Raw genomic sequence first — 13,225 nt, 5'->3', positions numbered from 1 at the left:
ATTTTGTTTCCATTAATACGGTAATCTATATGAACCTGTATATATTAGTACCCTGTTTTCTGTTGAAGAACCGTTTGGGGCACTATGTCCTGGCGGCTGTCCTGACGAATTTGGTAGTCATCGTCTTCCTTTCAGTCACCCAGGGATTACTCTTTGAAGTAATTCTGCCCGGAAAAGATCCTGGCAGATTCGCTACTTTCATTAATACTTTTTCGGGGATACTGACCATCGGTTTTGTTACCGCAGGTTCGGCAGCCATATCCTTGTTTACCCATTGGTTGCGTTATAATCTGCGTATTGACGAACTCGAGTCCACTACTTTGCAATCCGAACTGACATTTCTGAAGAATCAGATTAACCCGCATTTTCTTTTCAATATGCTGAATAATGCCAATGTCCTGATAAAGAGAAATCCGGAAGAAGCTTCCAAAGTACTTTTTAAACTGGAAGATTTGCTACGGTATCAGATTAACGACAGTTCGCGTGAAAGAGTTTCATTGGCTTCGGATATCCGTTTCCTGAATGACTATCTGAATTTGGAAAAGATACGCCGTGACAATTTCCAGTTTACGTTGAGGCAGGAGGGAGAAGTGGATTCCATTTGGATTCAGCCTTTGTTATTCATTCCTTTTGTGGAAAATGCGGTGAAACATAGTTTTGATAGTGAGCATTCTTCGTATGTCCATGTCTTTTTTAAGGTGGATGCTCACCGACTGGATTTCCGGTGTGAGAATTCTAAACCGGCTGTTGCAGTCCAGCAGGGTAAAGTCGGTGGAATCGGACTTGCCAATATCCAGCGTAGGTTAGGATTACTGTATCCTGAACATTATAAGTTGGAACAAAGAGAAGATGAAAATCTCTATTTTGTAATTTTAAGTATAACATTATGAATTGTATCATTGTAGATGATGAACCCTTGGCACGTGAGGCCATGAAGTTATTGATAGAAGAATCCGATAACCTCCAGTTGATAGGCAGTTTTAACAGTGCTGCAACTGCTTCCGACTTTATGGAGCAACAGGGAGTCGATCTGGTTTTTCTGGATATTCAGATGCCTGGGATTACAGGAATAGAGTTTGCCCGTACAATTTCCAAAAAGACACTGGTTATTTTCACCACAGCCTATACAGAATATGCGTTGGATAGCTATGAAGTAGATGCAATCGACTATCTGATTAAGCCTGTCGAAGCGGAACGTTTTCAAAAGGCGGTGGATAAAGCGTTATCCTATCATTCTCTATTATTGAAAGAAGAAAAAGAAGCTATCGAAACGATTGTTGCCGCTGAATATTTCTTTGTAAAGGCAGAGCGCCGGTATTTCAAGGTGAATTTCTCCGATATTCTCTTTATTGAGGGATTGAAAGATTACGTCATTCTTCAACTGAACGACCAGCGTATCATTACTCGCATGAGCCTGAAAGCCATATTCGATTTATTACCAAAATCTATTTTTTTGCGGGTGAATAAATCCTATATCGTCAATACCGATCACATCGAGTCATTTGACAATAATGATATATTTATAAAATCGTATGAAATTGCTATCGGTAATAGTTATCGGGACGACTTCTTTGAGGGTTTTGTAATGAAACAAAGATTGTGATTTTTCATTTTTGTTTGGTTACATAATTTTCAAATGGTATATTTGTAACCAAAATAAAGAATACGTGATTGGCACAACAGACTATATTAGTATTAAGTTAACTGATGAGACGCAGTTTCGTTCTATATTCGACAAATATTACATATCTTTATGTATGTTTGCTAATCAGTATGTCGAAAATGATGCATTAGCGGCTGATATTGTTCAGGAGTGTTTTGTGAAGTTGTGGCAGTTGCGCGATGATTTCATGTATGTGCATCAGATTAAATCATTCCTCTATACGTCGGTACGCAATAAATCTTTAAATGAACTGGAACATACCAAGGTCATGAACGAGTATGCACAGAAAGTTCAGGAAATGAGTAAAGACTCTTTTTTCCAAGACAAGGTCATAGCAGAAGAAAGTTACCGGATATTAGTGGATGCCATTGAAAAACTGCCACCGCAGATGAAAAGCATTATGCAACTGGCACTTGAGGGAAAAAGCAATCCGGAAATTGCTGAAACACTGAATATTTCCGGCGAAACGGTACACTCCCAGAAAAAGATTGCCTACCGTAAATTACGCGTATATTTGAAAGACTATTACTACCTGGTTTTTTACTTTTTATAGTTTCTTTTAAAAAAAATCATTTTTAATACACCCTGATTTTCAATTCACCTGTTTTAGTATAAACAACGATTAAAACATGTGAATTATGATAAACCAACATTTCTATATTGCAAGACTCATTGCCAGATACTTATCTGATGAAATCGAGGAAGAAGAACAGGCAGAACTGACCCGGTGGAGAAATGAATCGCCCGAAAACGAACGCCTTTTTCGGGAAATCTGCAAGGAAGAGAACATAAAGCAGAATATGCAGAAGCGGCAAACTTTCCATACAGAGGACGGATGGGAGGGAGTGCAAAGAAAAATCCAACGCCATCGGTTCAGACATCGGATACTGAATATATGTAAATATGCTGCTATTTTCATTTTTCCGGTGGTTATTGCTACTGTGGCAATATATAAGAGCGGTAATGAACCCCAGCCGTTATCTCAAGTAGCGAAACAAATTGTTCCGGGTGGTAAGAAAGCCGTTCTTATTCTGGATAATGGAGAAGCAATTGATTTGAAGTCTACCTCCGGCGTGGAATTGAAAGAAAAAGATGGTACAGTCATTCAGGTGGATTCTACAGCATTGAATTATCAGCAGGCTCCCGCCCGGACATCCGAAAAACTTGCATATAATAAGGTAAACGTTCCTCGTGGTGGTGAATATCAGCTGACGTTGAGCGATGGAAGTAAAGTACAGTTGAATTCTATGAGTTCCATCCGTTTCCCTGTTCAGTTTGCACAGGATTGCCGTCTGGTAGAATTGGAGGGAGAGGCCTATTTCGAAGTAAGCAAAACCGGACAGCCTTTTATTGTACAAACCAAAGGGATGAAAATAGAAGTATTAGGAACTACTTTTAATATATCAGCTTACGCAAACGAAGAATATCAAACTACACTTGTCAGCGGTTCGGTAAAAGTACAGACTGAAAATGGAAGCAACCGGATTCTGAAACCATCGGAACAGGCTTGTATTACTCCAGGCAGCAACCAGATCAATGTACGCAATGTAGATACTGCATTTTATACTTCATGGATACATGGAAAGATCAATTTCAAGGACCAGCGATTGGACGACATCATGAAAACTCTTGCCAGATGGTATGATATGGATGTAGTCTATGAGAATGAGGCGACGAAAGAGTTACGCTTCGGTTGCTATGTTAACCGCTATAATGAGATTACCCCATTGGTGAAATTGTTGGAGCAAACGGGTAGAGTAACTGTCACAGTAGAAGGAAAAACTATCAAAATATTCACTAATCATTAATCCCTGTTTTATGGAAAAACTACGTAATGTTGCCAGATTTGGGAAATATGGAAAACGTCTTTGTATGATGTTCCTTTTTCTCTGTATTACGACTTCAGGGCTGATGCGCGCATCTGTATTCGCACAGACCACGGTTACAGCCAAATTCAGAAATGTAACACTGAATGAAGTTCTTTGGGAAATTCAGAAACAAACGGACTTTACCTTTATCTACAGCACAAATGATGCAAAGAAAGTCAGAGTGGAAAATCTGGATGTGAAGAATGAACTGATTTCTGAAGTGCTTAACAAATGCCTGCGAAATAGCGGACTGACTTATACGGTTCATGATGGAGTAATTGCCATCCGTAAGGCTGAACCCGTTAGGACGGAAACTGTTGCACGTGAGAAATATACGATTACAGGGAAAGTAATTGAAGATAGTGGAGAGCCGATAATCGGAGCTAATGTCATCGTGAAAGGTACAACTAACGGTATGATGACTGATATGGATGGTAATTTCCATCTGGAAGTTACAGACAAGAAAGTGACTCTGATGGTTTCTTATATCGGTTATGCGTCACAGGAGGTAGTTGCAACTCCCGGCAAGCCGATGAGCATAATCCTGAAAGTGGATAATAACCTGTTGGACGAAGTAATTGTAACGGGATATGGTACTTTCAAGAAATCGGCTTATGCAGGTTCTGCCAGTATCGTAAAGACAGATGCTGTGAAAGATGTGCCTAATGTATCTTTCCAACAGATGTTGGAGGGGGCGGCTCCCGGTGTCAGCGTAAATACCGGTTCGGGTATACCGGGTTCGTCAACGTCCATCCGTATCCGTGGTATGGGTTCGTTCAATGCCTCCAATTCTCCGCTGTATGTAGTGGATGGTGTTCCCGTATTGTCGGGTAATATTGGTGCATCTGGTAGTGATTCCGGTTTGGATGTAATGTCTACCTTGAATACATCGGATATTGAAAGCATCACTGTTATCAAGGATGCCGCTGCTGCTTCACTTTATGGTTCACGTGCAGCAAATGGCGTTGTCATTATTACTACGAAACAAGGAAAAGCAGGTAAACCGGTCTTTAAATTGAAATCGGATTGGGGATTCTCTAATTTTGCCATGCCTTTCCGCGAATTGATGGGCGGACAGGAACGTCGTAACCTGATCCACGAGGGGCTTCGAAATTATGCTTTAACTTATAGTGGTAAGACCGATGATGAGGTAGGACTTCATCAGGGGATGACCGAGAATGAAGCATGGGCTTATGCCGATTCGAATATTGACCAGTATGCACCGATCCCTTGGTGTGGTTTTGTGAATTGGGATGATTATCTGTTCCGTAACGGTAGCCACCAGAATTACGAGTTTTCAGCTTCCGGCGGACAGGAAAAGATTAAATACTATACGTCCATCGGCTATATGAAGCAGGATGGTGTTACGATAAACTCCGGTCTGGAACGTATTTCTGCACGTTTGAATGTAGACTATCAGATGGCTAAATGGATGAATATCGGTGCAAAGATACAGTTCTCCAAAGTGAATCAGGATACTTATTCGGAAGGGACATCGTATACTTCTCCAATTTACGGTACGCGTAATGGAGCCACACCGTCTGACCCTATATGGAATGAAGACGGTACCTGGAACCGTGCATTAATCAAATTGGATGACCGTAATCCGATGTTATCAAATTCTTATAATTTTAAGAGAGAATATGCGACCCGTTCTTTCAATACCGTATATGCATCATTCGATATTTGGAAAGGAATCAAGTTTGCGTCTACATTCAGTTATGATTTTGTGATGAACAAGTCTCGTGCATGGAAAGACCCGCGTACCAGTGACGGTGACGATGATAACGGACGTTTCAGCAAAGATTATAATGATATTACCAATATGACATGGTCTAATATTCTGACTTATCAGACAAAGATCAAGAAAAAACATAATCTGGACCTTTTGGCTGGTTATGAAATCAACAGTAAGGAGTCGGATGGACTGGGAACTACTATCTCTAATTTTGCACGCTGGGATAAACCGGAAGTCAACAATGGTGTAGTGTATCAGAGTATGGGAGGTTCTAACAGTACGACGCGTATTGTCTCTTATATTACACGTGCCAACTATGATTATGACAACAAATACTATCTGGGAGCGAGTTGGAGAACAGACGGAAGTTCGCGATTGGCAAGAGAGAATCGTTGGGGAAATTTCTGGTCATTGTCCGGTGCATGGAGAGTGAGTAGCGAGAGTTTTATGAAACCTCTTCAGAACTGGTTAAGTGACTTGAAACTTAGAGTTTCTTACGGTGTGAACGGAACTCTGCCGTCTTCTTATTATGGATATATGGGATTGAGCAGTCTGACTAGTAATTATAACGATAATCCGGGTATCACGCAGTCGCAACTGGAAAACAAGGAACTGACTTGGGAAACCAACTATAACTTCAACTCCGGTATTGACTTGGGATTCTTCGACAACAGACTGAATGTTACATTTGAATATTACGTTCGTACAACGAAAAATCTGCTTTACAGCCGGCCATTATCTCTTGCAACAGGTTTCTCAAGTTATCTTGCCAACATAGGTAAATTACAAAACAAGGGATATGAATTGGAAATTCGTTCAACTAATATCGAGACAAAAGATTTTCGTTGGAGCACTAGTTTGAATCTGGGACATAATGCCAATAAAATCCTGAAGTTGGACGGAGATTTGAAACAAGTAACCAGCGGAACATCTATTCATAAGGTAGGTTTGCCCTATTCTACCTATTATATGATTGAATTTGCAGGCATCGACCCGGTAGACGGTGAACCGATGTTCTATAAGAATACGACGGATGAAAATGGAAATCTGAACAAAGAAACTACTAAAGATCCGCGTAGTGCGGAAAAAGTGATACTGCAATGTGCCGATCCTACTATCACCGGTGGACTGGGTAACAGCATCTCTTATAAGTGGTTTGATCTGAATTTTAACGTGAATTTCTCTTTTGGGGCATGGAACTATGACGGCGCGGCAGGCAAACTGGAACACGGTGGCGATGGAACGCTGAATATTCCTATTTATTACCGGAAACGCTGGCAGAAAGAGGGTGATGAAACGAGTATTGAACGTTTTGTAGTCGGTAGATCAATTTCCATGACCGATTATGCTACCACACGTCGTTTATACAGTGGAGATTATGTTCGTCTGAAGAATCTGACTTTCGGCTTTACACTGCCGAAGACATGGACCCGGAAAGTGGGTATAGACAATATACGTCTGTATGCATCGGGCAATAACCTGTTAACTTGGGCGGCATACGATTATATTGACCCCGAATCGGGTTCATCACCTAGTTGGGATACTCCTCCGATGAGAACTTATATATTCGGTTTGGAAGTGAAATTCTAAGTGCATTAATCTATAAATGAATAAGTATGAAAAAGATAAAATATATAGCTTTAGGTGCCTTTGCAACCTTATTGAGTAGTTGCGGAAATGATTGGTTGGATTTGCAATCTTCCACAGCTATAGAAACTGATGGTTCATTGATCGAATTAAGAGATTTTGAATTTGTGCTGAACGGTGCATACAGCAGTATGCAGTCATCCAGTTATTATGGAGCAGATATGTTCTGTTATGGTGATTTGAGGGGAGATGACATGAAATCTTATAAGTCTTCCAGCACCAATGTCAGTTTCTATACATTCAAGTACAATAAGACGAATGGACCTAGTGGTTTCTGGGGGATGTACTACGGTATTGGTAAGAACCTGAACATTTTATTCCGGGATATTGAAAAGATAAAGCTTGTTCCCGATCGGGAAATTACAACTCCGAAACTGGAGAAGCTGACAGAGCAGGAGTATTATAATGACTTGAAAGGAGAGGCTTTGGCAATACGTGCCTTGTTGCTGTTCGATATGACACGTATTTACGGGTATCCTTATCTGAAAGATAACGGGGCATCACTGGCTGTGCCCATTATTGATAAAGTGGTAGAAGATAAGAATATCAAACCTTCCCGCAATACGACCGCCCAATGTTATAAGGCCATCACAGACGACCTGACAGATGCGGTGAAGCTGCTTCGTCCGGTAAAGAAAGAGGGTAAGATCAATAAATGGGGGGCAATGACATTATTAAGCCGGGTTTATCTCTATATGGGGAATGACAAAGAGGCATACGATGTGGCTGCCGAAGCTATCAAAGGTGCGGAAAAACAAGGCTATAAGTTGTGGACCAATGATGAATATGCCAAGATATGGGCTACTCCGTTCAATAGTGAACTGTTGTTCGAAATTGTGAATCTGACAACTGATAGTCCGGGAAAATCATCCATCGGTTATCTTAGCACCAAATATAATCTGATAGCTACCGAAAAGTATTGGAAAGACTACATGAAAGACAATTCCGATGATGTTCGTAGTCAGATGGTGTCTACGGCAAGTAGCAGTAAACCTTATTGCTTGAAATATCCGGCCCAAGGTTCTAAATCGTATGAAGATGCCAATATCCCGGTTTTCCGTCTGTCGGAACTCTATCTGAATGCGGCTGAAGCTGCGATTAAGAGGAATGATATACCTAATACGCGCAAGTATCTGAAACCTATTTATGCACGTACGGGTAAGGATCTGGATGCCGTGGCAGATGAAGATATAAATCTGGATCTGGTGCTTGAACAGCGTCGCATTGAATTCTGGGGAGAGGGACAACGTTTCTTTGATTTACTTAGAAATAACAAGAAAGTGATACGTGAAGATTATTTGAGCGAAGTTCCCAATGAAGCGGTAGAGTTTGATTGGAGTTATTATAAAATCGTTCTTCCTGTTCCTAACCACGAAATGGAGTACAATGAGAATATGGTTCAGAATCCGGAATATGAATTGCATTAATTAACGCATTAACGTATAGAAATTATGAAAAAGATATATAGCATCTATTTCCTTTTGGGTTTGTTCATCACGGCCTTTTATTCGTGCGGGGAAGATCTGACTCCCGTGGGACCGGATATAGCTGAAATCACTCATTTCCGTAATGATGGTCCTTACCTTTTCTATGAAAACGGTAGACTTAAAATTCTGGAAGTGACTAAAGATAATGCATTGAACATTCGTGAAGAATCCGGATTACCGGCCGGATTGAAACTGGATGTGTATTCGGATGATAATCAACTCCTTTTTCAGGTACCCATTAATAAGATTGAGAATTTTGAACGTCCGGCATGGGAAGACCGTACCGAGTATGCTAAAACATTTGCCGTATCCGACCTTCACGGGCGTTTCGACTTGTTTGCTGCTATTCTGAAAACAGGGGAAGTGATTAATGATAAATATGAATGGATATATGGCAGTAACCATTTGGTGATTGATGGTGATATTTTCGATCGTGGAGCAGACGTACTTCCTATTTTATGGCTCATATACAAATTGGAATTTGAGGCGAAAGCTGTTGGTGGCAGAGTGACAACCATCTTGGGGGATCACGAAGAAATGATAATGCGTGATAACTTGAAATATACGTATGCCAAGTACAACACTCTTTCGCAAAGAGCGATGAACATGACCTATGGAAAGATGTGGGGACTGACGAATGTGATGGGTAACTGGCTGCGTTCTAAAAACACCATTCAGATTGTAGGTGAAAACCTTTATGTTCATGCAGGATTGAGTAAGGTGTTTATGGAACGCGAAGAGACGATTCCCGAAATCAATGAACTGGTGAGCAAGAGCATTTACCTTTCAAAAGAGGAACGGAAAAAACAATATCCGGATATTGCCGATTTCCTTTATAGTGATAGTTATAACGGTCCGTTGTGGTATCGTGGAATGGTTAAGACTGGCAGTGAGTACAGTCCGATAAAGGAAGCGGATGTAGATAAACTTCTGGCTCAATATGATGTCAAACGTATTATTATCGGTCATACGGAAAATAGTCGTGTGAAGTATACCTATAATAAAAAGGTATATGATATTTGTGTTAATCATCCCAAGGCTTTTGAAAAAGAGACTCGTGCTGTGGTTATTGAAGGAGATGATATTAAAGCCATCAATGACGAAGGAGAATTAGTAACGATTAAAAAATAAACTTCAAGCAAGAAAAGAATATGAGCACTCGTTTTTTGAGATTATTTCTTTCTACTCTTGTTCTCGTTTTAATAAGTTCCGGCATTCAGGCCAGAACTTATCATTCAGGAGATAAGAAAAAAGAAAAATTATCTGGTGACGGACCCTATATACTCTATCAGGCAGACGGTAGTACGCGGGTTATTAATGTCAATAAGAAAGGACGGATTACAGACAAGACTTATGCGACATTACCTAAAGATTTCAGTTTCCGTGTGACGGACCATGAGGGACGATATCCGTTTGATGTAAAACTCCATCCATTGAAAAGACCGGAGTGGCAATATACCCGTCCGGAAAAAGTTTTTGTGATATCCGATCCTCATGGGCGGCTGGATTGTGTGATTAGTCTGTTACAAGGAAATGGAGTGATTAATGATAACTATCAATGGAATTTCGGTAGCAATCATTTGGTGATTATCGGAGATGTTTTCGACCGTGGCAAGGATGTACTGCAGATCTTCTGGCTGTTCTATAAATTAGAAGACGAAGCGGCTAAAGCGGGAGGTCATGTCTCTTTCCTTTTGGGAAACCATGAGGCTCTGGTGTTGTCCAACGATCTTCGCTATACAAAAGATAAATATAAATTGCTGGCAGAAAAACTGGGAGTGGAATATCCTTCATTATTCGGCACAAATACCGAATTAGGCCGTTGGCTTGCAACACGTAATACAATGCAAATCATTGGAACCGATTTATATGTACATGCCGGATTAGGAAAATTATTCTATGATAAGGACTTGAATATCCCCACTGTGAACGAGGAAATGAGCCGGGCACTTTTCATGAGCAAAAAAGAGCGTAAGGCGCTTTCTCCACTGACTGATTTTCTGTATGGTAATGACGGTCCGATCTGGTATCGCGGCCTGGTGAGAGAAGATCCCAAGTATAAACCGTTGGTACAGGACTCTTTACAAATGATGTTGGATCGTTATATGGTAAAACATATCCTTGTGGGGCACACTATCTTCAAGGATATTTCAACCTTTTATAATGGTAAAGTCATCGCTGTCAATGTTGACAATAAGGAGAATCGGAAGAAAAAGCGTGGACGGGCTGTATTGATAGACAATGGAGTTTATTACGTCGTTGGTGACGACGGGGTTCAGAGAAAACTATAATGAGTTTAACTAGAACTAGCCCCCTATCCATCTTCAAAAGACGAATAGAGGGTAGTCACCATGACGAGAAAAAAGTCGAAGTCTATTGCTTTGCTTCGTTATTTTGTTTCAGAAGAAATTCATCAATTGCTTTTTTAAGCTGGTCTTTGGGCATAGCTCCCTGCATGATTCTAGGTTCCTCTTTCATAGGAATCATCAATAAGGTAGGGATGCTGCGGATACCGAATGCCGCTGCTAGATCTTGTTCTTTGTCCACATCAATCTGATAGATATCTACTTTACCGCTATATTCTTTGCTCAGTTCTTCCAGAATCGGGTGCATCACCTTACATGGACCACACCAGGTAGCATAGAAATCTACGATAGCAGGACGGCTGCCCTCAAATTTCCAATCGTTCGGATTGGCTTCATAATTATATACTTTCTTTAAAAAATCTGCTTTATTTAATGCTACTACTTCCATTTTATTGTCCTCCTTTGTTGATTCATTACTCTTTTTATTTTCTCCGCTGTTGCCTGCACAAGCTGTGGTTGCCAATACAACGGCAAAAGCACTCAATAAACCTTTCATTAGTTTCATATACTATCTTTCTTTTTGTTTTCTCTGTTGCAAAGATAGGGGATATAAAGGGAGTAAAAAATAGCAATTTGACAGAAACTCTTGGCAAAACTTCCCTCGGATAGTTACTGAACGCTAAAATTTGTCTATTATTCTTTGGAGGAAATAAAAATAAGCACTACTTTTGCCGCGATAAAATGAGTATTCACCCTTTAAAAACAGATGGAAAGGGTATTAATTATGTTGGAGCTATAATATTTTCAAATTAGGACTAAGTTGTCTCGTCGGGAGGATGAGGCTTTGCAACTTATTGTTTTTACACTGAACCTATGGTTCTTATATTGACCGCAATTCTACTAACAAGCGGTAATCGTTGATTAGTCCTGCAATCACTTTTTATATTTTAAATTAATCACTTTAATGCGGTGGTGGGGTATTTCATATCCATATCCAAAGCATTGGTATTACGTGTATTACATTGTTGTCTGCCGGTGAGGCCAACAGGGAATGCTGTATGCGAACGAAAAAAGAGTATGGGAATACGATTAAAAGATTTAAGCAAACTGGGATACCGGGATAATGTTGCCCGTAGTCTGGTAGTGGACATTGTGAGCAAACATTGCAAATACGACACTAAAGAACAGATTGAAATGACATTGAGCGATATACTCGAGCATCCCGAATTTTACAAAAATAATGAAATTTGGAATAAGCTGGCCGAACGCCTTTCGCCTACTATCATAGCGAAAGAGTTTATAGCTTATGATTTATTGGATGAGCCGTTGATGTATAAAACCTATGGAGGTAAATTTATCGAAACGCTTGCCAAACAACAGATGAACCTGGCTATGCGCTTACCTGTAACGGTGGCCGGAGCATTGATGCCTGACGCTCATGCCGGATACGGGTTACCTATCGGTGGAGTGCTTGCTACGGATAATGTAGTGATTCCGTATGCCGTAGGCGTTGATATCGGTTGTTGGATGAGCCTGACGGTATTTGATGCCAGCGCCGACTTCCTGAAACGATATACCTATCAGATGAAAGAAGCCTTGAAAGATTTCACTCATTTCGGTATGGATGGCGGATTGGGTTTTGAGCAAGAACATGAGGTGTTGGATAGGGAAGAATTCCGTTTGACGCCTTTGTTGAGAGATTTGCATGGAAAGGCAGTACGTCAACTGGGGAGTTCCGGTGGTGGCAATCATTTTGTGGAGTTCGGCGAGATCGCTCTGCAAGAAAATAACGTGTTGAATCTTCCAGAAGGAAATTATCTGGCATTGTTGTCACATTCCGGTTCACGAGGATTGGGAGCTGCCATTGCCAAACATTACAGCCTGTTGGCACGTGAAGTGTGCAGGCTTCCCCGTGAAGCACAGCATTTTGCCTGGCTGGATTTAAACACTGAAGCGGGGCAGGAGTATTGGATGAGTATGAATCTGGCAGGTGATTATGCCCGTGCCTGTCATGAGCGAATTCATTTGAATTTGGCGAAAGCATTAGGGTTGAAGCCGCTCGCTAATGTCAACAACCATCATAACTTCGCTTGGAGAGAGGAAATAGCACCGGGGCGTATGGCAATCGTGCATCGCAAAGGAGCTACTCCGGCACAGAAAGGACAAGCGGGATTGATTCCCGGTAGCATGGCTACTGCAGGTTATCTGGTTTGTGGCAAAGGGATGGAAGCTGCTTTAAATTCGGCTTCTCATGGAGCCGGCAGGGCGATGTCCCGCCAGAAGGCAAAAGATAGTTTTACGCAATCGGCTTTGAAGAAACTACTGTCGCAGGCGGGAGTGACTTTGATTGGTGGGAGCGTGGAAGAAATGCCACTGGCATATAAAGATATTGACAGAGTGATGTATACACAGGAAACGCTGGTGGAAGTGCAGGGTAAATTTATGCCTCGCATCGTTCGAATGAATAAGGAGTGATGTGATGAAAGAAATTAGTATTTAATTAAAAAAAAGAAAGA

The 13,225-nt window shown here is 40.9% G+C and carries 10 protein-coding genes; 9 read left to right on the top strand and 1 reads right to left on the bottom strand.

Annotated elements, in window-relative coordinates; all coding sequences use genetic code 11:
- The 8 genes from BSCG_RS26045 to BSCG_RS26080 all read left to right on the top strand — a co-directional run.
- Positions 1–890, top strand: an 890-nt coding sequence (locus BSCG_RS26045) for a sensor histidine kinase (RefSeq protein WP_032849260.1), incomplete at its 5' end; no start/stop codon positions are given.
- The gene (locus BSCG_RS26050; RefSeq protein WP_004300562.1) at positions 887–1,603 is read left to right on the top strand and encodes a LytR/AlgR family response regulator transcription factor; all 717 of its coding nucleotides are present in this window, start codon (positions 887–889) and stop codon (positions 1,601–1,603) included. The genes BSCG_RS26045 and BSCG_RS26050, both read left to right, overlap by 4 nt.
- 64 nt (positions 1,604–1,667) lie before the next feature.
- Positions 1,668–2,216: an RNA polymerase sigma-70 factor gene (locus tag BSCG_RS26055; protein WP_004304159.1), complete on the top strand. Its 549-nt coding sequence runs from the start codon at positions 1,668–1,670 to the stop codon at positions 2,214–2,216.
- An 85-nt stretch (positions 2,217–2,301) separates the two neighbouring features.
- Positions 2,302–3,471 (top strand): FecR family protein, encoded by a 1,170-nt coding sequence (locus BSCG_RS26060; RefSeq protein ID WP_008774635.1) that lies wholly within the window; start codon positions 2,302–2,304, stop codon positions 3,469–3,471.
- 10 nt (positions 3,472–3,481) lie between these two features.
- A complete protein-coding gene (locus BSCG_RS26065; RefSeq protein ID WP_008774634.1) occupies positions 3,482–6,859 on the top strand; it encodes a TonB-dependent receptor in 3,378 nt (1,125 codons plus the stop codon).
- A 26-nt stretch (positions 6,860–6,885) separates the two neighbouring features.
- Positions 6,886–8,343, top strand: coding sequence for a RagB/SusD family nutrient uptake outer membrane protein (locus tag BSCG_RS26070; RefSeq protein WP_008774633.1), 1,458 nt, complete (start codon positions 6,886–6,888; stop codon positions 8,341–8,343).
- Between the two features lie 24 nt (positions 8,344–8,367).
- Complete coding sequence (locus BSCG_RS26075; protein WP_008774632.1) at positions 8,368–9,534, top strand: metallophosphoesterase; 1,167 nt, start codon at positions 8,368–8,370, stop codon at positions 9,532–9,534.
- Between the two features lie 20 nt (positions 9,535–9,554).
- Positions 9,555–10,694: a metallophosphoesterase gene (locus BSCG_RS26080; protein WP_008774631.1), complete on the top strand. Its 1,140-nt coding sequence runs from the start codon at positions 9,555–9,557 to the stop codon at positions 10,692–10,694.
- A gap of 82 nt (positions 10,695–10,776) precedes the next feature.
- Here the strand turns inward: BSCG_RS26080 and trxA are convergent, their stop codons facing one another.
- A complete protein-coding gene (trxA, locus tag BSCG_RS26085; RefSeq protein ID WP_004304142.1) occupies positions 10,777–11,274 on the bottom strand; it encodes a thioredoxin in 498 nt (165 codons plus the stop codon).
- Between the two features lie 512 nt (positions 11,275–11,786).
- Between trxA and BSCG_RS26090 the strand changes: the two genes are divergently transcribed.
- A complete protein-coding gene (locus tag BSCG_RS26090; protein WP_008774629.1) occupies positions 11,787–13,184 on the top strand; it encodes an RtcB family protein in 1,398 nt (465 codons plus the stop codon).
- The last annotated feature ends 41 nt before the right edge of the window (positions 13,185–13,225 follow it).

Source organism: Bacteroides sp. 2_2_4, assembly GCF_000157055.1.
Lineage (GTDB): Bacteria > Bacteroidota > Bacteroidia > Bacteroidales > Bacteroidaceae > Bacteroides > Bacteroides ovatus.
This window is presented reverse-complemented; position numbering and strand designations above follow the sequence as displayed.

Coding starts and splice junctions, on each gene's coding strand:
- BSCG_RS26050 (WP_004300562.1), top strand. CDS start 887: ATGAATTGTATCATTGTAGATGATGAACCCTTGGCACGTGAGGCCATG.
- BSCG_RS26060 (WP_008774635.1), top strand. CDS start 2,302: ATGATAAACCAACATTTCTATATTGCAAGACTCATTGCCAGATACTTA.
- BSCG_RS26065 (WP_008774634.1), top strand. CDS start 3,482: ATGGAAAAACTACGTAATGTTGCCAGATTTGGGAAATATGGAAAACGT.
- BSCG_RS26070 (WP_008774633.1), top strand. CDS start 6,886: ATGAAAAAGATAAAATATATAGCTTTAGGTGCCTTTGCAACCTTATTG.
- BSCG_RS26075 (WP_008774632.1), top strand. CDS start 8,368: ATGAAAAAGATATATAGCATCTATTTCCTTTTGGGTTTGTTCATCACG.
- BSCG_RS26080 (WP_008774631.1), top strand. CDS start 9,555: ATGAGCACTCGTTTTTTGAGATTATTTCTTTCTACTCTTGTTCTCGTT.
- trxA (WP_004304142.1), bottom strand. CDS start 11,274: ATGAAACTAATGAAAGGTTTATTGAGTGCTTTTGCCGTTGTATTGGCA.
- BSCG_RS26090 (WP_008774629.1), top strand. CDS start 11,787: ATGGGAATACGATTAAAAGATTTAAGCAAACTGGGATACCGGGATAAT.